The organism is Micromonospora citrea (assembly GCF_049629545.1).
GTDB classification, from domain to species: Bacteria; Actinomycetota; Actinomycetes; order Mycobacteriales; family Micromonosporaceae; genus Micromonospora; species Micromonospora citrea_A.
The window spans coordinates 180,180-201,757 of record NZ_JBNADX010000003.1; the positions used below are offsets into that span (position 1 = coordinate 180,180).

Here is a 21,578-nt window from a genome sequence, read left to right on the forward strand (position 1 = left end):
CCACGTCCTTCCACCCTCTGCGAGGTCTCCATGCGTAAGATCCGCACTCTCCTCGGTGTCGCCACCGTCGGGGCATCCGTGCTGGCCGGGCTGCCGGCCGTTGCCTCCGCCGCACCCTCCACGCCGTCCCCCGCTCCTGCCGCCGTCACGTCCGACAGCGCCAGGGGCACCTACTACCCGGTGTCGCCGGCACGCCTGATGGACACCCGGACCGGTCTCGGTGGCCGTACCGGCAAGGTCGGCCCGGACTCGAGCCTCCGGCTCCAGGTGACCGGCCGCGGTGGCGTCCCGGCCGGCGGGGTCGCCGCCGTGGTGCTCAACGTGACCGTCACCGGCCCCACCGCGAGCAGCTTCCTCACCGTCTTCCCTGCCGGGCGGTCCCGGCCGACGGCGTCGTCGGTCAACTTCCCGAAGGACTGGCTCGGTTCCAACAACGTGACCTCGATGCTCGGCTCGGCCGGGGACGTCACCATCTACAACCGGGCCGGACACACCCACGTGGTCGTCGACGTGCTCGGCTTCTACGCGGGGACCGACACCGGGCCGGCCGGTCTCGGGCCGGGCGGTCAGTTCCGCCCACTGACGCCGGTCCGGCTGCACGACAGCCGTACCGACCACCGGGGTGCCCTGCCCGCCGGGGCCGCGATCAACGGGTGGGTGGACTTCGACAACGAGTTCGGCATGGACGACTACAACCGGCACGTCCGGGCGCTCGTCCTGAACATCACCGCCGTCGGTCCGCAGCGGGACGGCTTCCTCACCGCCTGGTCCGGGGAGACCGCCGTGCCGGACATCTCCACGGTCAACTACCGCGCCGGCAAGATCGTGCCGAACCTGGCGTACGTCAAGACCCAGCCCTGTCCGCCGTTCGGCTGCGGAGTGGACGGCGCCCCCCGCTACATGATCCACAGCTCTGCCACGACCCACCTCGTGGTCGACCTGGTCGGCGTCGTCGACGACGGCACGGTCCCCGGCGGCCTGCGCTTCAGCCCGGCCGTCCCGACCCGGATCGTGGACAGCCGGATCGGCCAGGGGCTCACCGGGGCGCTCGGCACGGCGCAGACCGGCCGCGTCGACGTGTCCGCGACGGTCACCGACCCGACCCGGGTGCTGGTGATGAACGTGACCGCGGTCGCTCCGGAGAAGAACACCGTGCTCACCGTCTGGGCCGACGGCGCGGCGAAGCCGACCGCGAGCAACCTCAACCCGGAGGCCGGTCAGATCGTCTCCAACGGGGTGCTCGGCGTACTCGGTCCCGAGGACGCGTTCCAGGTGCACAACCTGACGGGCCGGACGCACGTCGTCGCCGACGTGGTCGGCACGTTCCACCTGAACCCGGCGACCGCGAGCGGCACCACCGGCGGGTCTCCGCTGCGGGTGGCCGGCAGCGGCGTCTCCGGTCACGTCCGCTAGCCGTCGACACGTCGGGGCGCTCGGTCTCGCCGGGCGCCCCGACGTCGTCCGTGCCCCGGCCCAACGCGTTTGTCGGTGCCGCCGGGCCTGTCTACGCTGAGCCGACACATTCTCTCCCATCTCTTTCTCGCTCACGGGGTCTCCATGCGTTTTCTCCGCACCCTGCTCGGCATGGGTGTCGCCACGACGTGCGCCGTGGCCGGACTTCCCGGGCCGGCGCAGGCCGCCGACCCGACGACCGCACTGGTGGTCAGCAAGAGCGGTGACCAGAGGCTCGATCTACTCGTCGGCGCGTTCGACGATCGCGACGCGGAGATGGAGGCGACGCTGGGCGCCGGGGACGACTTCACCCTGACCGCCCACTTCCGGCAGGACGAGCTGCACTACCGGAACGGGGTGCGTACCGCGCCGCCGGCCGGCGGAACCTGGCAGGAGGGCCGGGTCTACCCCGCCACCAGCGCCGGGGGCACGAGCGCGCGGCTGAGCGTGGACGGCAACGGCCAGACCTGTCCCGGCACCGGCAAGGTGACCGTCAAGCAGGTACGGCGGGACGCGGCCGGCCAGTTGACCGCCTTCGCCGCGGCGTACGAGTTCCGCTGCGACGGAGAGACCGGGATCGTCGACGGCGAGATCCGGTGGAACTCCGACCTGGACTACGTGGCGGCGCTGTACGGGCACACGCTCGGGTTCGACCGGGTCGAGATCGGTGGCGCGCCGGTGGTCCAAGCGGTCCGCTTCGCCTCCTGGGGCAGCGTGCCGATCACCTTCGGCGCGGCGAGCATCAGCGGCGCCGACGCGTCGGCCTTCCGGATCGTCGGCAACGACTGCGCCGGTCGCTCCCTGCCCTGGGGTGAGGAGTGCACCGTCCTGATCGAGGCCACCACCACCAGCACCGCCGCCCGGACGGCGACGCTGCACCTGGCGGACGACAGCACGTACGGCAGCCGGATGGTCGGCCTGGGTGTCCGCGGGTACCACAACGGCGTCGGCAGCTACCACCCCGTGGCGCCGGACCGGCTCATGGACACCCGGGCCGGCTACCCGAACCTGCCGAGCACTCCGATCGGGCCGGGCGGTGAGGTGGACCTCCAGGTCACCGACCGGGCGGACGTGCCGGCGCAGGGGGTCGGCGCGGTCGTGCTGAACGTGACGGTCACCGGCCCCACCGCCGACGGTTTCGTCACCGTCTACCCCTCCGGGGAGGCCCGCCCCACGGCGTCCTCGGTGAACTTCGCGAAGGGCTGGTTGGGCTCCAACAACGTCACCGTCAAGGTTGGGGCGAACGGCCGGGTCAAGGTCTACAACCGCAACGGCTCCACGCACGTGGTGGTGGACGTCGTCGGCTACTACGGCGGGACCGGGGCGGGGCAGGACCGGTTCGACTCGCCGGGCAGCCACTTCCATCCGGTCGCGCCCACCCGGCTGGTCGACACCCGTACCACCGACGGGGCCGTTCCCGCCGGTGGCACCCGCCGGTACTTCGTGGACTTCGGCCCGCAGCTGAGCCTGCGGAGCAGCGCGCTGGTCCTGAACATCACGGCGGTGGCCCCCGAGAAGAGCGGCTTCCTCACCGCCTGGTCGGGGACGGCCGGCGTGCCGATCGCGTCGACCGTGAACTACGGCGCGGGCAAAGTGGTGCCGAACCTCGCGGTGGTGCAGGACAACTACCAGTGCGACTGCGGCGGCACCTACGCGGTGCCGACGTTCTCCCTGTACAGCTCGCAGAACGCGCACGTCGTGGTGGACCTGGTCGGCGTGATGGCCCCGGTGGAGTCGGTCCCGAACGGGCTGCGCCTCACCCCGCTCAGCCCGACCCGGATCGTGGACAGCCGCACCGGGCTCGGCACGACCGGCGCGCTCGGCCCACAGGTGACCCGTACGGTGACCGCGCCCTCCGCCCTGGTCACCGAGGCCACCCGGGCGCTGGCCATGAACGTCACCGCCGTCGCGCCGACCGAGGCCACCGTGCTCACCGTGTGGCCGGCGGGCACCGGCCTGAGCAAGCCGACCGCCAGCAACCTGAACCCGGCGGCGGGGCAGACCGTCTCCAACGCGGCGGTCACCGGGATCGGCCCGGCCGACGCCTTCCACGCGCACAACCACGCCGGCTCCACCCACCTGGTGACCGACGTGGTGGGACGGTTCGACCTGTACCCGTACACGGTGGGCGCGGGTGACGGGTTCACCGTGCTGCGTTCCGGCCCGGCGCTGGGGTAGGCCCGGATCCGGTCCACGAAGGGCGTTCCGGCGGTGGCCGGGACGCCCTTCGGCCTTCAGGCACCAACCCACCGGACGGCCCCGGCTGAGCGGCGCTGCCACGCCGAGGCGGTAGTTCGGCGGCGATCCGGTCAGCGCGGAGGCGGCGCCGGTGCCGTTGTCGGCGTTGTTGGTCAGGACGTGACGACCGGAGGCTGACCGGTCAGACACCGAGTCCGGACGGAGGTCACGCGAGGGTGTGATGACCCGCCTTGACGACCTGGTCGTACTCACTGCGCCGGGCGTCGTAGGCGGCCTCCAGGAACGTCTCCGAATCGGATCCCACCGGCAGCCGTAGTGGCGGCGACTCCAGCTGGCCGAGCCGCCATACCACGTCGGCGAAGAGCTCGGGGGAGTTCACCTCGGCCCGGGTGTTCATGCTGCGCAGCGCGCCGAGCAGGCCGTCACTGACCGGCGTGTAGTCCGCGATCCGGTGCTCCGGCATGGCCAGGTTGGCGCTGTACCCGGTGGCGAAGCCGCCCGGCTGCAGGATGGTGACCTTCACCCCGAGGTGTCCGGCCTCGGCGGCCAGTGACTCGGCCGCTCCCTCCACCGCGAACTTGCTCGCGGTGTACGCGGCAAGCCCGGGGAAGGGAACCATGCCGGCGACCGAGCTGACGAAGATCGCGTGCCCGCAGCGCTGCGTGCGCCACACCGGCAGCACGGCCCGGGTGAGCCGCCACGGCCCGAACACGTTGGTGTCGAACTGCGCGGCGAGCTCCGCGTCGGAGACCTCCTCGAAGGTGCCGAACTGGCCGTAAGCGGCGTTGTTGACCAGGACGTCGACGCCGCCGAAGGCGTCCACCGCCCGCCCGACCGCCGCCGCGCACTGCGCCGGATCCCGTACGTCCAGGGCGGCGACCAGCACGTTGCTCGGATGCCGGGCCACCAGCCCGTCGAGGGTTTCCGGCCGTCGGGCCGTCGCCACCACCTGCTCTCCCTCGGCGGCGAGCCGGGCCGCGAGGGCCCGACCGAGTCCGCTCGAACACCCCGTGATCAACCAACGCTTCGCCATGCTCTCGACCCGCCCGATCCGATGGGTTACCTGTCGAGAGCAGAGTGTCAAGGCCGGTGGCGCGGGTGAAGGGGCTCGGCCTGTCGCCAACCGGATTCGTCGGGTACCCGGCGCACGTACCGGACGCTCGTCCACGCGTCGGACGGCACCGAGGTGGGCGAAGTCTTCCTGATGTACGACAGCGCGACCGGGTCCGAACGGCTGTTGGCGCACGTCGGCACCGGCTCATACGCTGAGTCGATCAAGCCTCCTTCCTTCTCGTCCGAGGTGTCCATGCGCATCTTCCGCGCCCTGCTCGGCGTCACCGTCGCGCTGACCGGCACGGCCGTCGGGCTGTCGACGACCGCCTCCGCCGCGCCGGCCGGCCCGATCACCGCGATCACCGCCGACCGTGGCGACCACGGGTACACCCCGGTCCCCACCTCCGACGTGTGGACGCCCGACAACGCGGTGGTCACGGCCACCCCGTTCGCCGGTGACGCGCTGCGGCTGAAGGCGGTCCGAGGTGACCAGTTCATCCAGGTCGACGTCGCACCACCGACCGGATCGGAGTGGACCGCCGGGCAGATGTACCTGGCGGCGCGGTTCGCGGACGCCGAGAACGCCAGGATCGACATCACCACGCCGGGATCGGGCTGCAACACCGTCACCGCCGCCGTCACCGTGCTGGAGGTCGCCCGGGACCCGGGCACCGGGCTGGTGACGTCCTTCGCCGCGTTCTACGAGTTCCAGTGCGGTACCGACCGGGGCGTGCTGAGCGGGGACCTGCGGTGGAACTCCAGCGAGGACTACCTGGCGGCGGTGCCCGAACCCGGCCGGCTCGACCTCGGTCACGTCGAGGTGGGTGGTGCGGTCGCCTCCCGTACGGTCACCTTCACGTCCCGGGGCACCCTGCCCGAGGTCTTCGGCACGGCAGGGGTCCTGGGGCCCGGGGCGGCCCAGTTCGCCCTCACCGCCGACACCTGCTCCGGTCGTACGGTGGCGCCCGGTGGGAGTTGCGCGGTCACCGTCGCCACCCGGGCCACCCTGACCGGATCGCACACCGCCACCCTGCAGCTGCCCGACAACAGCGGCCGGGGAGTCCGGCTGGTGCCGATGTCCTACGGCGCTGCCTACGGCGTCACCGGCATGTACTACCCGCTGCCACCGCAGCGCCTGATGGACACGCGCAGCGGGCTGGGCGGGCACCAGGGGAAGATCGGCGCCCGGCAGACCGTCGACCTGCTGGTGCAGGGGCGCGGCGGGGTGCCGGCCGGGGCCGGCTCGGTGGTGCTGAACGTGACGGTGGCCAACCCGACGGCCGCCGGCTTCCTCAACGTCCACCCGTCGGGCGGGGCCCGCCCCGACGCCTCCTCGGTCAACTTTCCGGCGGGCTGGCTCGGCTCCAACAACGTCACCGTCAAGCTCGGGGCCGAGGGCAGGATCGCGATCTACAACCACAGCGGCAGCACCGACGTGGTGGTGGACGTGGTCGGCTTCTACGCAGGTGATCACCTGGACCTGGCGACGGTCGGCATCGGCGGCAACTACGCCCCGCTGTCCCCGACCCGGCTGTTCGACTCACGCAAGACCGGGGGCGTGGTGCCGGCCGGCAGCGCGGTACGGCTCTGGGCGGACTTCGGTCCCGAGTTGAGCGGCCACGTGCGGGGGCTCGTCCTCAACGTCACGGCGGTCAGGCCGGAGCGGGCCGGCTTCCTCACCGTCTGGCCGGGTGACGGGGCGGTGCCGACCGCGTCGACCGTCAACCACGGGGCGGGCACGGTGGTGCCGAACCTGACCATCGCCCGGACCGCCCGCTGCGCCGACTGCGGCCCCGGGCACGCGGTGCCGTCGTTCGCGGTCTACACCAAGCAGAACGCGCACATCGTGGTGGACGTGGTCGGTGTCATGGACGACGGGCAGGTGCCCGACGGCATGCGGTTCCGTCCGACGTGGCCGACCCGGGTGGTGGACAGCCGGAGCGGCATCGGGTTCAGCGGTGCCCTCGGCCCGAACGGATTGCTGTCGGTCAGCGTGTACGACCGGGAGGAGGTGCCCCGGGACGCCGAGGCGCTGGTGACGAATGTGACCGCGGTGTCCCCGACCACCGACACGGTCATCACGATCTGGCAGGCGGACCTGGCGAAGCCGACGGCGAGCAACCTGAACCCGGCCGCCGGGCAGACGGTGTCGAACGCCGCGATCCCGGGGCTCGCGGCACCCTCCTGGTTCAGTGTGCACAACCACGCCGGCAGTACCCATCTGGTGGCCGACGTGGTCGGCACGTTCCACCGTCACCCCGGCACGTCGACCGGGGAGCTGCCCCGGGGCACGTCCCGGTACGCCGTGGTCGGCTCGGGGAGCCGCCTCCTGCGCTGACGCCGTCGAGCACGGCGGCGGCCCGGGACCTCGCCGCGGTTCGGTACGGACACCAGGGCCGGTACGGGGGCACCCCCCCCGCACCGGCCCTGGTCCTGTCACTCCAGGCCGACCCGCTCGGGCCGGGCGGTGGCGGAGCCGAGCCAGGTGTGCGGGTTGCCGTACCAGCACCAGCCGAGCTTCGGCGCGCCCTGGCTGATCCAGAGCGCCGGCACCCGCTTGTCCCCGCAGCGGGAGCCGACCAGCGAGAAGCACTTGTTCTTCGCCAGCGCCACCGGGTGCAGCGTGACGAACGCCAGCCCCTCGTCGACGGTGAGCGGCAGCCGGCCCTGGCCGGTGATCACCTCCATCGCGACCGCCGGGGCCAGGTTGAGCGTCTCCTCGCCCCGGTCCACGTCGAAGAGCAGGTACGCCGGCCCGGCCGGCACCTCCAGCTCCTTGATCGGGTCGAAGCGCGCCAGGTCACCCTCGGCGTAGTGCCGGTCCACGATGCCCGGCTTGCGCTTGCCGGCCAGGGTGGTCAGGGCGACCCGTTCCTCGACCGGCACGAGTTCCCGGGTGGTCACCAGCAGGAAGGGGACCCGGGCGTCGGTGGGCGGGGGCAGTTCGGCCGTGCCGGCGACTGCGGCGTCGCGCAGCGGCGCGACCAGGTCGCGGAAGGTGTCCTCGGTGCGCCCGGCGAGGGCCGGGTAGCCGAGGTGGACTAGGGCGTCGACCTGACGGTCGAACTCGGCGGCGGCGTCGAATCGGTCGGGCAAGGGGCCTCCACTCTGTCGTACGGCCTGCCGTACAGCGTACGGTCACCCTCGCCCATTCCCGGCCCGCCGCAGAAATTCTCAGCGGCTCCAGTCCTGCTTCGCCGCCCGCACCAGCTTGTCCTTCAACTCCCGGGTGTGCCGCCGGCTCACCGGCAGCTCCGTCGAGTCGATCACCACCACGTAGCCGGAGTTGACCAGCCGCAGCTCGGCGATCAGCTTCAACTGCACCAGGTACGACCGGTGGATCCGCACGAATCCGGCGTCCGCCCACCGTTCGGCGAGCGTCGCCAGCGACACCCGGACCAGGTGCGAGCCCTCGGCGGTGTGCAGGCGCGCGTAGTCGCCCTGCGCCTCCACCCAGCGCACCGCCGAGCGGGGCAGCATCCGGGTCGTCCCGGCCAGCTCCACCGGAATGGTGGGGTCCTCCTCCGCCCGGGCGAGGGCCGCCGGATGCGAGGGGACCACCCGCGAGCCGATCACCCGGCGCAGCGACTCGGCCAGCCGGTCCGCGCGGACCGGCTTGCGCACGTAGTCGGTGGCGCCCAGGTCGAAGGCGTCCACCGCGCCGTCGTCGTACGCGGTGACGAAGACGATCGCCGGGGGCCGCGCGAAGCGGCGCAGCACCCGGGCCAGCTCCATGCCGTCCAGCCCGGGCATCCGGATGTCCAGGAAGACCACGTCCACGTCGGCGTCGCGGAGCACCCGCAGCGCCTCGGTGGCGTCGCCCGCCGTGTGCAGCCGGGCCACCCTGGGGTCCGCCCGCAGGTGGTACGCCAACTCGTCCAGCGCCGGCGGCTCGTCGTCCACCGCCAGCACCCGGAGGAACCCGGTCGAGGAGGTCACGAGCCCGCCCGTACGCCGGGGTGGAACTTCGGCACCCGCAGGCTCACCTTCGTACCCGAGCCGGGGCCGGTCTCGACGACCAGGCCGAACCGGTCCCCGAAGACCGACCGGAGCCGCTCGTCGACGTTGGAGAGGCCGACGTGCTGGCCCGGGTCGTCGGTCGGGTCGCTGCCGGCGCGGGCCAGCTCGGCGATGCCCGCCGTCAGCGTGGCCGGATCCATGCCCACTCCGTCGTCCTCCACCGTGATGTGACATTCCGCGCCCGCGTCGCGGGCCTCGATGCTCACCATGCCGGTGCCGGGCTTGCGGGACAACCCGTGCCGGACGGCGTTCTCCACCAGCGGTTGGAGGCAGAGGAACGGCAGGGTCACCGGTAACACCTCCGGCGCGATCTGCAACCGCACCTGCAACCGGTCGCCGAACCGGGCCCGCTCGATGGTCAGGTAGCGGTCGATCGAGCGCAGCTCCTCGGCGAGCGTGGTGAACTCGCCGTGCGCCCGGAACGAGTACCGGGTGAACTCGGCGAACTCCAGGATCAGCTCGCGGGCCCGCTCCGGGTCGGTGCGGACGAACGAGCCGATCGCGGTCAGCGCGTTGTAGATGAAGTGCGGGCTGATCTGGGCCCGCAGCGCACGGACCTCGGCCCGGGCCAGCCGCTCCCGCGACGAGTCCAGCTCGGCGAGGGCGAGCTGGTCCCCGGCCCAGTGCGCGGTCTCCAGGGTGGCCTGCACCAGCCCCGGCGCGGGTGGGGCGTCGGCGACCGCGACCAGCGCGCCGACCACCCGCCCGTCCGCGCTCAACGGGGCCAGCACCGCCCCGCGCACCGGGCAGTCCACCCGGTCGCAGCGCAGCTCCGACTCGCCGAGCACCGTCGACCGGCCCGCCTCCACCGTGCGCCGGGCCGCCGCGAGCAGCTGGTCGCCGTGGTGCGCGCCGCGCCCGTCGAGGGCGAGCAGCTCGTCGGCGTCCGTCAGCGCCAGCCCGGCCGCGCCCACCAGGGCCCGCAGATGGCGTACGGCCTTCGCCGCGCCCGCCGGGCTCAGCCCCGCCCGCAGCGGCTCGGCGGCCAGGCCGGCGGTGTGCAGCACCTCGTAGGTGGCCCGCTGGCTGGCCGTGGCGATGCCCCGCCGGCCGCGCAGCCGCAGCACCGCCCAGAGCGCCGCGGCCAGCGCGCTGACCAGCGAGACGACGCCGACGACGGCGGAGAGGTTGCCACCCACGCAGCGATCCTGGCCTGTTCCGGCCGCTACGCCAAGGGGCAGGTCAGTACGCGCCCTTGCGGGCCAGCACCACGCCCACCGTCCGCCACAGGATGCTCAGGTCGTACGCCAGCGACCAGTTGTCGACGTAGTACAGGTCCAGCCGGACCGCCTCGTCCCAGGACAGGTCGGAGCGGCCGGAGACCTGCCACAGCCCGGTCATGCCCGGACGGACCAGCAGCCGGCGCCGGACGTCGCCCAGGAAGTCACCGTCGTCGGCGGGGAGCGGACGCGGCCCCACCAGCGACATCTCCCCCCAGAGCACGTTGATCAGCTGGGGCAGCTCGTCCAGCGACGAGGCGCGCAGGAAGCGGCCCACCGGGAAGACCCGGGGGTCCTGCTTCATCTTGAAGAGCATGCCGTCGGTCTCGTTCTGGTCGACCAGACCGGCCAGCCGCTCCTCGGCGTCGACGTACATGGTCCGGAACTTCCAGACCCGGAAGGTGCGCCCCTCGTGGCCCACCCGGGGCTGCCGGAAGAAGACCGGGCCGGGGTCGGAGAGGCGGATGGCGATCCCGATGGCGAGGAAGACCGGGATCAGCAGCAGCAGGCCCAGGCCGGCGGCGACCCGGTCCATCAGGTTCTTGGCCAGCAGCGCCGGACCCGACAGGGTCGGCTCCTCGACGTGCAGCAGCGGCAGGCCCTCGATGGGGCGGATGTGCACCCGGGGGCCGGCGATGTCGGTGAGCTGCGGGGCGACCACCAGGTCGACGCCCGAGCCCTCCAGCTGCCAGGCCAGCCGGCGCAGCTCGCCCGGCTCGGCGCTGGCGGAGCCGCAGACCGCGATGGTGTCGCCGCCGACCTCACGGACCAGGGCGAGGACGTCCCGGCCGGCGTACACCGGCACCGGGGTCTCGATGCCCCGGGCCGCCGCGTACCCGTCGGTGATGTGGATGGCGACCGGCACCAGGCCGGCGCCCGGGTTGCGGGTGACCGCGGTGTAGACCTCCAGGCACTCCGGCAGGGTGCCGACCAGCACCATCCGGTGCCCGGCGTGACCGGCCCGGCGGCGTACCGCGTGCAGCAGGGCGCGGGCCACCATCCGCTCGACGAGGATCAGGACCAACGCCCCGAGCAGGGCGAAACCGACCGTCCACCGGGAGAGTTGCGTGACGGTGGCGAAGGCGATGAAGGAGACCGTCGCGGCGACCGCGACACCGCCCCGGATGACCCGCTTGAACTCGTCCGGGCCGAGCCCCAGGTAGCGCCGGTCGTAGGCCCGGTTGCCCCAGAGGATGACCACCCAGCCGAGCGGCAGCAGCAGGAAGGCCACCGTGTGGAACCAGGTCGGGTCCTCCTTCACCCCGTAGAAGCCGGAGGCCGCCTGGTCGAAGATCTGGATGGCGAGGAAGCTCGCCAGGGCCGCAGCCCCGAAGTCGAGCAGCAGCAGGGCGATCGTGTACGGACGGTGCCAGCGGGACACCCGACGGCGGGCGCGAGCCCACGCCGACCGGGGCACGCCGTTGTGTGACGGCGGTGTCGGCGGCTGGATCTCGAAGCTGTCGACGTGCCGCACGAGTTTGCTCCGGCCTGTGTTGGTTACCGGGCGCTGGAGGCTTGTCGTCACCTCAACCCATGTCCTCCCGCATGCCACGCGCCGCTCACTCGCCGTGAGGGGCGCGGGTCGCCCACCGTTCCAGTCTCCCACGCGGGCGGTGGGCCGGACGCTGACCCGAGGGACATTGCGTCTGGTGTTGCCAGCGGGGATCCGGCCGGCTCCAGGTCATTTTCGAAGCCGGGGACCGAGCCACTATACCGATGGATCAGGGGTCCGGAAGAGTCGCGGACGGGCAGGTTCCACGCGGCCGGGACGATTCCTCTGCGTAATCGGAGAGTGTCGTCACTCACCGTACGAGGCGGGACAACCGACGGTCAGCGAGGGGCTTGCCGCCGGTCTGGCAGGTGGGGCAGTACTGGAGGCTCGAGTCGGCGAAGGAGACCTCCCGGACGGTGTCGCCGCAGACCGGACAGGGCAGCCCGGTCCGGGCGTGCACCTTCAGCCCGGAGCGCTTCTCGCCCTTCAGTTCCGCCGCGCGCTGCCCCACCGACCGGCCGACGGCGTCGCCGAGGACCGCCCGGACCGCCGCGTGCAGGGCGGCGAGCTGGTCGTCGGTGAGCCGGTCCGTCATCGCGAACGGCGACAGCTTCGCCGCGTGCAGGATCTCGTCCGAGTACGCGTTGCCGACCCCGGCCAGCACCGTCTGGTCGGTCAGCACCCCCTTGACCTGCCCCCGGCGGCTGCGCATCCGCTCGGCGAAGGTGGCCAGGTCGGCGCCGAGCGCGTCCGGGCCCAGCCTCGCCACCCCGGGCACCTGCGCCGGGTCGGTCACCAGGTACGCGGCCAGGCTCCGTCTGGTGCCCGCCTCGGTCAGGTCGAAGCCGGAGCCGTCGTCGAGGCGTACCCGCAGGGCGACCGGGCCCTTGCCGGGGCGCAGCGGGGCGGTCGAGGCGAACGCCTCCCGGTAGTGCAGCCAGCCCGCCCGGGCCAGATGGACCACCAGGTGCAGGCCGCCGTCGAAGACCACGTCGAGGAACTTGCCGTGCCGCCGGGCGTCCACCACCGCCCGGCCCGACACCGCCGTGGGCGCCGGGTCGTACGTCTTCAGGGCGCTGATCGCGGCGACCTCGACCCGGTCGACGCGCCGCCCCACCGCGCGCTCACGCAGGTAACCCGCGAGCGCCTCCACCTCCGGTAGTTCGGGCACGTCCCAACGGTAGCCTTCTTTCCCGTGCGCGCGAGGAACGCGCCTGCGAGTCCCGCCGAGCAGGGCGGACCCGCCGGCCGTCGGGCGCGCAGACCGGCCCGGTCGCGACGAGAGGCGAGCCCTGTGAAGATCGTGGTGGCGCACAACCGGTACCGGGAGGCCCAGCCCTCCGGCGAGAACACCATGGTCGACTCGGAGATCGCCCAGCTCGGCGCCGCCGGCGTGGAGGTGCTGCCGTTCATCCGCAGCTCCGACGAGATCCCGTCGATGTCGAAGGCGGCCAAGGCGCTGCTGCCGATCTCCCCGATCTGGGCCCCGCGCGCCCAGGACGACCTCGGCCGCCTGCTCCGCGAGCACCGGCCGGACGTGCTGCACCTGCACAACCCGTACCCGCTGCTCTCGCCCTGGGTGGTGCGGACCGCGCACCGGCACGGGGTGCCGGTGGTGCAGACGGTGCACAACTACCGGCAGGTCTGCTCCTCCGGGATCTACTTCCGCGACGGCATCATCTGCCAGGACTGCAAGGGCCGGGCGCTGGGCGTGCCGGCGATCGTGCACAAGTGCTACCGGGGCTCGGCGGCGCAGAGCGCCCTGATGGCGACCACCCTGGCGGTGCACCGGGGCACCTGGCGGTCGGTGGACCGGTTCATCGCGCTCACCTCGGCGATCGCCGACCACCTGCGCGAGTACGGCGTCCCGGCCGACCGGATCGTGGTCAAGCCGAACTCGGTGCCCGACCCGGGTACCCCGGCCCCACTCGGTGACGGCTTCCTCTACCTGGCGCGGCTGACCCCGGAGAAGGGCCTCGACCTGCTGCTGGAGGCGTGGCGGCGGCACCCGGTGGGGGCGCTCGGCACGCTGCGGGTCGCCGGGGACGGTGAACTGCGCCCGCTGGTCGAGGCGGCGGCCGCCGAGCGTCCCGACGTGGTCTACCTCGGCCAGCTCGACCGGGCCGGGGTCCGCGCCGCGGTCGAGGCGAGCGCGGTGGTGATCGCCGCCTCGATGTGGCACGACGTGCTGCCGACGGTGATCATCGAGGCCCTGGCCAGCGGTCGCCCGGTGCTCGGCACCGCGCTCGGCGGGATCCCGTACCTGGTCGGGGCGGACGCCCCGCACGAGCCGGCCGGCACCGGCCCGGCCGCGGTCGCCTCGGCCGTCGCCGGTCAGCTGCCGCCGCCGGCCGGTCCGTCGGGCGTGCCGGCCGGACTGGTCACCGGCGAGGCCGGCTGGGTGGTGCCGCCCGACCCGGCGGCGCTGGCCGCCGCGCTCCCGGTCGCCCGGGCCGGCGCGTCCGCGCTCGCGGCGGCGGCCCGCGCCCGCTACGAGCGCACCTTCCACCCCGACGTGGTCATCAAGCGCCACCTCGACATCTACGCCGACCTCGCGGCCTCCACCACCCGCCCCTGACCGGACCCCGCCCCACCCGCCGTTTCGAGCGCGCACTTTCAGAGAATGAGTGGCTATTCCGGCTCGGATAGCCACTCATTCTCTGAAAGTGCACGTACAGGAGGGTGGCGCGGGGGTGGGGCGGGTTCGTGGTCAGCGGAGGGAGGCGCGGGCGGAGAAGGCGATGCTGGCGAGCAGGAAGCCGCCGTTGACGACGGTGAACGCCACGACCACCCAGAAGGTGAGCGCGGGCGCGAGCATCAGCACCAGCGCCGCCACGAAGATCACCGCGCCGTAGTCGCGGACCAGCTTGACCAGGCGTACCGGCAGGGAGGTCGAGGTGACCATGCTGGCCGCGTTCGGGCCGGACTGCATCACCGAGGTCACCAGGTTGACCATCCAGGTGCCCGCGAAGACCGCCACCAGCCAGCTCGGCGTCTGCGGCCGCTGCGCCACGGCGGTCGCCGCGAGCGCGGCCACCAGGGCGATCTGGGCGGCCACGTCACAGAGCACGTCGACCCGCGCGCCGGCCGCGCTGCCCTGCCCGGTCACCCGGGCGAGCTGACCGTCGGCGCAGTCCAGGGCGTACGCCACCTGCCAGCCGACCAGCGCGGCGAGCCCGACCACCCAGGCCGGCACGTCACCGGCGGCGACCCGGCCGGCCAGCGCCACCACGGTCACCGAGGTGGCCAGCCCGAGCACCAGGTTGGTGATGGTCAGCGCCGTCGGGCGCAACCCGAGCCGCTGGGCGACCAGCGCGAAGACCGCGCCGATCCACTGGCTGACCGACTCGCTGAACAGGCCGCCGCCCCGGTTGACCCGGTGGAAGTCGGCGACGGTGGGACGGGGCTCAACCACAGTGGTCGCGGATTGCACCGGCGTAGTCTGCCAGCCGCTCCCGCGTCTCGGAAGGCGACATCGCCAGGTGCTCCAGGATCGTGTACCGGTCCGGCCGGGTGCTCGGCGCGAACTGCACCGCCGCCACGAACTGGTCGTCGCTGAGGCCCACGTCGGCGGGGAGCCGGGGCAGCCGGTGCCGGGCCAGGCAGGCCGACATCTCCCCGAAGCGGCGCCGATCGCCGCGCAGCCAGGTGCAGAAGAGCGCCCCGAGCCCGGCCAGTTCCCCGTGCGAGGCGGTGTCCGGGTAGAGCGCGTCGACGGCGTGCATGATCTCGTGGCAGCCGCCGCTGGCCGGCCGGCTGGTGCCGCACACCGCCATCGCCAGGCCGCTGGAGATCAGCGCCTCGGCGAGCACGGTCACGAACGCGTCGTCGGTCATGTCGCCGGGATGCGCGAGCACCGCCTCCGCGCCCATCCGGGCCAGTGTCGCGGCCAGGCCGTCGACCGGCTCGCCCCGTACCTGCCGGGCCAGCTCCCAGTCCGCCAGCGCGCTGATGTTGCTGATCGCGTCACCGATGCCGGCCCGGTTGTGCCGCTCCGGACCGCTCTCCACGAAGTCCAGGTCGACGATGACCGCGATCGGGATGTGCACCCCGTACGAGCCCTTGATCCCCTCGCTGACCAGGCTCGCCACCGGGGAGGCGATGCCGTCGTTGGCCAGGCTCGTCGCCACGGTCACCATGGGCAGCCCGCGCCGGGTCGCCGCGTACTTGGCGACGTCTATCGTCTTGCCGCCGCCGATGCCGACCACCGCGTCGTACGAGCGGGCCCGGAGCTTGCCGCCCAGCTCGTCGGCGGCCTCCAGGGTGCCCCCGGCGACGGTGAACACGTCCGCCGAGCGCAGCGACGGCCGGACCAGCTCGGCGATCTGCCCGCCCTGGCCCGGCCCGACCACCACCGCGACGTCACCGCCGGCGGAGATCCGGCCGTCGGCGAGGATCGCGCCCAGGTCGGCCACCGCCCCCCGCCGCACGTCGATGTGCAGCGGGGTCAGCACCGTACGGGCTAGTAGCGGCACGCGATCTCCCGCGCCCGGGCCAGGTCGTCGTGGTTGTCGACCTCGACCCAGGAGACGTCCCCGATCGGCGCCGCCCGTACCTCGCCGCCGCGGTCGGCGAACTCCTGGTAGCCGTCCTCGTAGTAGAGGTTCGGGTCGCGCCGCCAGGTCGCCTCCAGCGCGTCGGCGAGGGCGTCGGCCACCTGCGGCTCGATCAGCGTGGCACCGATGTACTCGCCGTACGCCTCGCCCGGGTCCATCAGCTTGGTGATCCGGGTGAGCTGGCCGGCGGCGTCGAAGGTGGTCTTCATCTCCTCGTCGGCCAGCGCCTTGATGGTGTCGACGGCCAGCAGGATGCCCGGGCCACGCTCGGCCAGCAGGGTCTTCTCCACGCTCACCGGGTGCACGGTGTCGCCGTTGACCAGCAGCACGCCCCGGGAGAAGTGCTCCCGGGCCAGCCACAACGAGTAGGCGTTGTTCCACTCCTCGGCCTTGTCGTTGTGCACGAGGGTGATCGTCACGCCGTAGCGCTCCTCCAGCGCCGCCTGGCGGGAGACGACCGCGTCGGCGGCGTACCCGACCACGATCACGACGTCGGTGAGTCCCACCTCGGCCAGGTTGCGCAGCGCGATGTCCAGGATGGTGGTGTCACCGTCCACCGGCACCAACGCCTTGGGCAGCGTGTCGGTGTACGGGCGCAGTCGGCGTCCCGCGCCGGCCGCCAGCACCATCCCGATCATGCGGGGTCCTCCCTCGTACGACTCCCAGGTCACCGAGGAGGATAGCCCCGCGTGACGGGCGGCCCGTCGCCAACCGGTTGATCAGCCGGGCAGGGCGGCCAGGTCGGCCAGCACGGCCAGCCGCTCCTCGGCGCTGAGCACCGCGTACGGGCCGGCGGCCCGACGATCCGTCTCCAGGTCGATCGCCCGGCGCTCCGGCCCCTCCGGCAGCTCGTCGACGCTGGTGGCGGTGTGCCCGGCGGCGGTCCACGCCGCGGCGTGCGCGTCGGCCCGGTGGTAACGCAGCGTGCCGAGCCGGTTGAGCAGCAGCACCCCTGGCGGGGTGCCGTCCGGCTCGTACGGCGGGGCCATGGCGGCGAAGGCCGGCCCGGGCTCGGCCTCCGGCTCCTCGGCCAGCAGCAGCGCGTACGCGAGCAGCCGGCCGAACGCCTCGACCAGCCGCAGCACCCGGTCGTCGTGCCCGGCCCACAGCTCCTCGGTGACCTCGCCGTGCACCTGGTACATCTCGGTGAGGAAGTCGGCGCCGCGTTCGGTGGCGGCGAAGCCGCCGTCCGGCCGGCGGACGATCGTGCCGTGCGCGACGTGCTTGTCCAGCACCCGCTGGCAGGTGGCCGGGTCCCGGTGCCGGGTGACGGCGGCGAAGCCCGCCCCGTCGACCACCCCGCCGGGCGCGGCGAGCCGGGTGCGGAACTCGACCAGGAAGCCGGTGGCGGCCGGCCCGCCGTACCGTTGGCTCAGCTCGGCGCCGCCGCCGTCGCGGCCGGCGAGCATGCCCGCGACGAAGGTCCGCTCGACCGCCGGGGCGACCAGCCCGGCGAACCGGTGCGGCGGCAGGTCGACGTCGGAGTTCACCGTCCGATCGACCGGAGCGCGGCGAAGAGGCGCCGCTCGGCAGACCGGCGCTGGACGAAGAGGCGGCCGTCGTCGTCCACGATCAGCGCGCCGGCGCAGCGGAGAGGCTCGGTGGGCACGTCACGACAGTAGCGAGCCGACGCCGCCCGCGCCGATGCCCGGTCTTGTCCTGATCTGCCGTGTGGGCCCACCATGTGGGGGCCGGGTGCCGCCGTCCCAAAGGGGTGATGCGTGATGCAGGTTCGCGAAGCGATGTCCAAGCAGGTTCTCGTGGTCGGTCCGGAGCACACGCTCCGTCAGGCGGCCCGGATGATGTCGGCCCGCCGGGTCGGCTCGGCGGTGGTGATCGACCCGGACTCCGAAGGGGTCGGCATCATGACCGAACGCGACGTGCTCTATGCGATCGGTGCCGGGCAGGACTGCGACGTGGAACGGGTCGCGGAGCATGTGAGCTGGGAGGTCGTCTACGCCGGTCCGGACTGGACGGTGGAGGAGGCGGCCGCGGCGATGGCCCGGGGCGGCTTCCGGCACCTGGTGGTGCTGGACGGCCGGGAGGTGGCCGGCGTGATCTCCGTACGCGACCTGATGCGGGTCTGGTCGCAGCAGCGCCTCCAGGTCGGCTGACCGCCGGTGTCGGGGGTTGTCGGAGCAGCCCCCGCCGGGACGGACGGGAGGCGGGCTCACGTCCGCCGACCGCTCGTCTGCCCGCATGTTGAACTTGGCGTGTATGCCGGTCGGAGTCGCCGGGGCAGGCCCTAGGCTCGTGCGCATGACCGCCGAGCAGCTGATCTCGTTCGCCCGTGGAGCTCCCTCGCTGGACATCGTGGATGTCGAGGGTCTCAAGGCCGCCGCCGTCCGTGCCTTCGACGCCGACCCCGCCGGGGTGACGGCGTACGGCACCTCCGTCGGGTACCCGCCCCTGCGCAGGTGGATCGCGGAGAAGCACGGAGTCACCCCGGAGCAGGTGCTGGTCACCAACGGTTCGCTCCAGGCCGACGCGTTCCTCTTCGACCACCTGGTCCGGCGCGGCGACGCGGTGGTCGTGGAGCGCCCGACGTACGACCGGACGCTGCTCAACCTGCAGAAGATGGGTGGCGAGGTGCACGGCGTCACGATCCAGCCGGACGGCCTGGACACCGCCGAGCTGCGCAAGCTGCTGGAGTCCGGGGTGCGGCCCCGGCTCGCGCACGTCATCCCGAACTACCAGAACCCGGCGGGCGTGACCCTCTCCCTGGAGAAGCGGCGTGAGCTGCTCGACCTGGCGGCCGAGTACGAGTTCACCATCTTCGAGGACGACCCGTACGCGGACATCCGGTTCCGGGGCGAGCAGCTGCCGTCGATGCTCTCGCTCGACACCCGCGACGTCGTGGTGCACGCCTCCAGCTTCACCAAGACGGTCTGCCCGGGTGTCCGGGTCGGTTACCTGGTCGGGCCGGCGGACCTGATCGCCGACATCGCCAAGAAGGCGACCAACCTCTACATCTCGCCCGGCATGGTCTCCGAGGCGATCGTGCACCAGTTCTGCGTCTCCGGCGACATCCGGCGTTCGATCGAGACGGTCTCGACCGCCCTCGGTGAGCGGGCCCGGGTGCTGGCCGAGTCGCTGCGCCGGCACATCCCGGAGGCCAGCTTCGTGGAGCCGGACGGCGGCTACTTCCTCTGGGTCGAGTTCGGCGAGGACGTGGACGTGGAGAAGCTCGCCCCGGCCGCCGCCGAGCGCGGTGTGGCTGTGGTGAAGGGGAGCGACTTCATGGTCGACGGCGGTCGGCACGCGCTGCGGCTGGCGTTCTCCGCCGTGACCGCGGACCGGATCGACGAGGGTGTGCGGCGGCTCGCGGAGGCCGTGGCCGCCGTTCGAGGCTGAACGTCCACCGGGTTTACGACAATCGCGTAACGACGGCCGGTCCGGGTCTGCCCCCGGGCCGGCCGTCGTCACACAATGCTGCGAGCGTCGCTCACCTCCCGGCCACCACCGGTTACGACGCCCTCGACATCACCCCCGCCCCCACCGGGCGCCGGGTGGGTCGGGTCGCCCCCTCACCCCCCTGAACGCGGCCCGCCCCACCCGGCCCCACCCACCCCACCCACCCCCTCCCCACCCCGCCTCCCCACCCCGCCTCCCCACCCCGCCTCCCTCCCCGCCTCCCTCCCCGCCTCCCTCCCCGCCTCCCTCCCCGCCTCCCTCCCCGCGCCGATCTTGCAGTTCAGGTTGGGGATTCGGGCCTATATGTCCTTTACGTGCCCACCACAAGTGCAAGATCGCGGGGCCGGGGCGGCGGGGTGGGGTGTTCGGGTGGGTGGGTGTCGGGCGGCTGGTACGGGTGGGTGGGTGAGATGAGGGGATATCGCTGATGGAAGGGGCGGTCGGCGGCACGATGTGACCATGGCGGAGCGGGTGCAGGACGCGGGTCCGGGAGCGAGCAGGCGCCCCGATCCGGTGGTGCTCGCGCTGGGCGTCGGTGGGGTGCTGGCGGTGGTGCTCTGGGGCGTGTCGGCCCGCAGTTCGCTGGCCGGCTTCGGGGAGTCCGGGCTGGCCTGGGTGATCGACACCTTCGGCTGGTTCTTCGTCGTCGCGGCGGACGCCTTCCTGGTGCTCGCGGTGGTCATCGCGGCCTCCCGGTACGGCCGGATCCGGCTGGGCGCCGACGACGACGAGCCGGAGTTCAGCACGCTGGCCTGGATCGCCATGATGTTCAGCGCCGGGATGGGGATCGGCCTCGTCTTCTTCGCGGTGGCCGAGCCGATCCAGCACTACGCCGCGCCACCGCCGGCCACCGGCATCGCCGCGCAGACCCCGGCGGCCGGCGCGGCGGCGATGCAGTACACGCTCTTCCACTGGACGCTGCACCCGTGGGGGATCTACGCCGTCACCGCACTCGCGCTGGCCTACTCGACCTTTCGCAAGGGGCGGGACAACCGGATCTCGGCCGCTTTCCGACCGCTGCTCGGCGCGCGGGCCGACGGGCCGGCCGGTCGGGCCGTCGACCTGCTCGCCGTCTTCGCCACGGTCTTCGGCTCGGCCACCAGCCTCGGGCTCGGCGCGCTCCAGGTGGCCGCCGGGCTGGACCTGGTGGCCGGCGTACCGGACACCCGGGCGGTGGAGCTGATCGTGATCGGCGCGCTCACGTCGGCCTTCGTCGTGTCGGCCTTCTCCGGGCTGCACCGGGGCGTCAAGTGGCTCTCCACCACCAACGTCCTGCTGGCCGTGCTGCTGATGGTGTTCGTGTTCGTGGTGGGGCCGACGATCTACACGCTGGAGGTGCTGCCCGCGTCGGTCGGTGACTACCTGAGCAACCTGGTGTTCATGTCCACCCGTACCGGCGCCTTCTCCGACCCGGCCTGGCTCGGCTCCTGGACGATCTTCTACTGGGCCTGGTGGATCTCCTGGGCGCCGTTCGTCGGCACCTTCATCGCCCGCATCTCGCGGGGGCGGACCGTACGCCAGTTCCTGGTAGGGGTGCTGCTGGTGCCCAGCGGGGCCAGCGCCATCTGGTTCGCGATCATGGGCGGCAGCGCGCTGCGCGCCCAGGCCACCGGCGCCCGCGACCTGGTGGCGGACGTCGGGGCGGGCAGCGAGCAGGCGCTCTTCGGCCTGCTGGGGGCACTGCCGCTGGCGACCGTCACCAGCGTGCTGGCCATGGTCCTCATCGCGCTCTACTTCGTCACCAGCGCCGACTCGGCGTCGCTGGTGCTGGGTTCGCTCACCTCCGGCGGCGCGCTGCGCCCGCACCGGGTGCTCGTGGTGCTCTGGGGTGTGCTGATCGGGGCGGTCGCCGCCGCGCTGCTGCTCGCCGGCGGCCTCGCCGCCCTGCAACAAGCGACGATCATGGTGGCGCTGCCGTTCGTGGTGGTGATGCTCGGGCTCGCCGTGGCGCTGCTGCGCGACATGGGCCGGGACCCGGCGGCCAACCCGCAGCCGGCCCGGGGCCGCCGGTTCGGCCTGGCCGCCGCGGTGCGGGCCGCCCGGTCGTACGACGAGGAGGACCCGCCGCCGGTCACCCGCTGGCTGCACCGCCGCCCGCGCTGACCCGGGGCGTCCGCCACACGCCCGTCCCCCGCCCTACGGATCGCCGCCGCGGCAGGGCAGGATGTAGGG

General features: G+C 73.1%; 18 protein-coding genes. 7 read left to right on the plus strand and 11 right to left on the minus strand.

Annotated features, from left to right (window positions below; genetic code table 11):
* Window positions 1-30: 30 nt before the first annotated feature.
* Window positions 31-1,413 carry a hypothetical protein gene (locus ACPFP2_RS05255; RefSeq protein WP_424086638.1) on the plus strand — a complete coding sequence of 461 codons (1,383 nt, stop codon included), beginning with the start codon at window positions 31-33 and terminating at the stop codon, window positions 1,411-1,413.
* A 144-nt stretch (window positions 1,414-1,557) separates the two neighbouring features.
* Entirely contained in the window at window positions 1,558-3,630 is a 2,073-nt protein-coding gene (locus ACPFP2_RS05260) for a hypothetical protein (protein WP_424086640.1), read from the plus strand.
* A gap of 226 nt (window positions 3,631-3,856) precedes the next feature.
* Here the strand turns inward: ACPFP2_RS05260 and ACPFP2_RS05265 are convergent, their stop codons facing one another.
* Complete coding sequence (locus ACPFP2_RS05265) at window positions 3,857-4,684, minus strand: SDR family oxidoreductase (RefSeq protein ID WP_424086642.1); 828 nt, start codon at window positions 4,682-4,684, stop codon at window positions 3,857-3,859.
* Between the two features lie 273 nt (window positions 4,685-4,957).
* Between ACPFP2_RS05265 and ACPFP2_RS05270 the strand changes: the two genes are divergently transcribed.
* Window positions 4,958-7,042, plus strand: a complete 2,085-nt coding sequence (locus ACPFP2_RS05270; protein ID WP_424086644.1) for a choice-of-anchor D domain-containing protein — start codon at window positions 4,958-4,960, stop codon at window positions 7,040-7,042.
* A gap of 98 nt (window positions 7,043-7,140) precedes the next feature.
* On the opposite strand, the gene ACPFP2_RS05275 is transcribed toward ACPFP2_RS05270, so the two are convergent.
* The 5 genes from ACPFP2_RS05275 to ACPFP2_RS05295 form a co-directional block, all read right to left on the minus strand.
* The gene (locus ACPFP2_RS05275; protein ID WP_424086646.1) at window positions 7,141-7,800 is read right to left on the minus strand and encodes a DUF5701 family protein; all 660 of its coding nucleotides are present in this window, start codon (window positions 7,798-7,800) and stop codon (window positions 7,141-7,143) included.
* A gap of 78 nt (window positions 7,801-7,878) precedes the next feature.
* On the minus strand, window positions 7,879-8,643 hold the full coding sequence (locus ACPFP2_RS05280) for a LytR/AlgR family response regulator transcription factor (RefSeq protein ID WP_424086648.1): 765 nt from the start codon (window positions 8,641-8,643) through the stop codon (window positions 7,879-7,881).
* A complete protein-coding gene (locus ACPFP2_RS05285) occupies window positions 8,640-9,863 on the minus strand; it encodes a sensor histidine kinase (RefSeq protein ID WP_424086650.1) in 1,224 nt (407 codons plus the stop codon). Before ACPFP2_RS05285 ends, ACPFP2_RS05280 begins: the two co-directional genes overlap by 4 nt.
* A 43-nt stretch (window positions 9,864-9,906) precedes the next feature.
* Complete coding sequence (locus tag ACPFP2_RS05290) at window positions 9,907-11,418, minus strand: sugar transferase (protein WP_424086652.1); 1,512 nt, start codon at window positions 11,416-11,418, stop codon at window positions 9,907-9,909.
* A gap of 328 nt (window positions 11,419-11,746) precedes the next feature.
* Window positions 11,747-12,607: an Fpg/Nei family DNA glycosylase gene (locus ACPFP2_RS05295; protein WP_424086654.1), complete on the minus strand. Its 861-nt coding sequence runs from the start codon at window positions 12,605-12,607 to the stop codon at window positions 11,747-11,749.
* Window positions 12,608-12,730: 123 nt separating this feature from the next.
* On the opposite strand from ACPFP2_RS05295, the gene ACPFP2_RS05300 reads away from it, so the two are divergent.
* The gene (locus tag ACPFP2_RS05300; protein WP_424086656.1) at window positions 12,731-14,014 is read left to right on the plus strand and encodes a glycosyltransferase; all 1,284 of its coding nucleotides are present in this window, start codon (window positions 12,731-12,733) and stop codon (window positions 14,012-14,014) included.
* Window positions 14,015-14,146: 132 nt separating this feature from the next.
* Here ACPFP2_RS05300 and ACPFP2_RS05305 read toward each other — a convergent pair whose 3' ends face one another.
* The 5 genes from ACPFP2_RS05305 to ACPFP2_RS05325 all read right to left on the minus strand — a co-directional run bounded on the left by ACPFP2_RS05305 (window position 14,147) and on the right by ACPFP2_RS05325 (window position 17,601).
* Window positions 14,147-14,869, minus strand: coding sequence for a CDP-alcohol phosphatidyltransferase family protein (locus tag ACPFP2_RS05305; protein WP_424086658.1), 723 nt, complete (start codon window positions 14,867-14,869; stop codon window positions 14,147-14,149).
* Window positions 14,844-15,911 (minus strand): iron-containing alcohol dehydrogenase family protein, encoded by a 1,068-nt coding sequence (locus ACPFP2_RS05310; protein WP_424086660.1) that lies wholly within the window; start codon window positions 15,909-15,911, stop codon window positions 14,844-14,846. The genes ACPFP2_RS05305 and ACPFP2_RS05310 overlap by 26 nt, the downstream gene beginning before the upstream one ends.
* Window positions 15,899-16,630, minus strand: a complete 732-nt coding sequence (locus ACPFP2_RS05315) for a sugar phosphate nucleotidyltransferase (RefSeq protein WP_424086662.1) — start codon at window positions 16,628-16,630, stop codon at window positions 15,899-15,901. Before ACPFP2_RS05315 ends, ACPFP2_RS05310 begins: the two co-directional genes overlap by 13 nt.
* 81 nt (window positions 16,631-16,711) lie before the next feature.
* Window positions 16,712-17,482, minus strand: coding sequence for a hypothetical protein (locus ACPFP2_RS05320; protein ID WP_424086664.1), 771 nt, complete (start codon window positions 17,480-17,482; stop codon window positions 16,712-16,714).
* A complete protein-coding gene (locus ACPFP2_RS05325) occupies window positions 17,479-17,601 on the minus strand; it encodes a hypothetical protein (protein ID WP_424086666.1) in 123 nt (40 codons plus the stop codon). The genes ACPFP2_RS05320 and ACPFP2_RS05325 overlap by 4 nt, the downstream gene beginning before the upstream one ends.
* A 115-nt stretch (window positions 17,602-17,716) precedes the next feature.
* Here ACPFP2_RS05325 and ACPFP2_RS05330 point away from each other — a divergent pair, with 115 nt between their 5' ends.
* The 3 genes from ACPFP2_RS05330 (at window position 17,717) to ACPFP2_RS05340 (ending at window position 21,509) form a co-directional block, all read left to right on the plus strand.
* Complete coding sequence (locus ACPFP2_RS05330; RefSeq protein WP_424086667.1) at window positions 17,717-18,106, plus strand: cyclic nucleotide-binding/CBS domain-containing protein; 390 nt, start codon at window positions 17,717-17,719, stop codon at window positions 18,104-18,106.
* Window positions 18,107-18,251: 145 nt separating this feature from the next.
* Window positions 18,252-19,346: a PLP-dependent aminotransferase family protein gene (locus ACPFP2_RS05335; RefSeq protein ID WP_424086669.1), complete on the plus strand. Its 1,095-nt coding sequence runs from the start codon at window positions 18,252-18,254 to the stop codon at window positions 19,344-19,346.
* A 519-nt stretch (window positions 19,347-19,865) separates the two neighbouring features.
* Window positions 19,866-21,509, plus strand: a complete 1,644-nt coding sequence (locus ACPFP2_RS05340) for a BCCT family transporter (RefSeq protein WP_424086671.1) — start codon at window positions 19,866-19,868, stop codon at window positions 21,507-21,509.
* Window positions 21,510-21,578 lie beyond the last annotated feature (69 nt).

Excerpts from the sequence above, each read along its gene's own strand:
- ACPFP2_RS05255 (WP_424086638.1), top strand. The coding sequence starts at position 31 with ATGCGTAAGATCCGCACTCTCCTCGGTGTCGCCACCGTCGGGGCATCC.
- ACPFP2_RS05260 (WP_424086640.1), top strand. The coding sequence starts at position 1,558 with ATGCGTTTTCTCCGCACCCTGCTCGGCATGGGTGTCGCCACGACGTGC.
- ACPFP2_RS05265 (WP_424086642.1), bottom strand. The coding sequence starts at position 4,684 with ATGGCGAAGCGTTGGTTGATCACGGGGTGTTCGAGCGGACTCGGTCGG.
- ACPFP2_RS05270 (WP_424086644.1), top strand. The coding sequence starts at position 4,958 with ATGCGCATCTTCCGCGCCCTGCTCGGCGTCACCGTCGCGCTGACCGGC.
- ACPFP2_RS05315 (WP_424086662.1), bottom strand. The coding sequence starts at position 16,630 with ATGATCGGGATGGTGCTGGCGGCCGGCGCGGGACGCCGACTGCGCCCG.
- ACPFP2_RS05330 (WP_424086667.1), top strand. The coding sequence starts at position 17,717 with ATGCAGGTTCGCGAAGCGATGTCCAAGCAGGTTCTCGTGGTCGGTCCG.
- ACPFP2_RS05335 (WP_424086669.1), top strand. The coding sequence starts at position 18,252 with ATGACCGCCGAGCAGCTGATCTCGTTCGCCCGTGGAGCTCCCTCGCTG.
- ACPFP2_RS05340 (WP_424086671.1), top strand. The coding sequence starts at position 19,866 with ATGGCGGAGCGGGTGCAGGACGCGGGTCCGGGAGCGAGCAGGCGCCCC.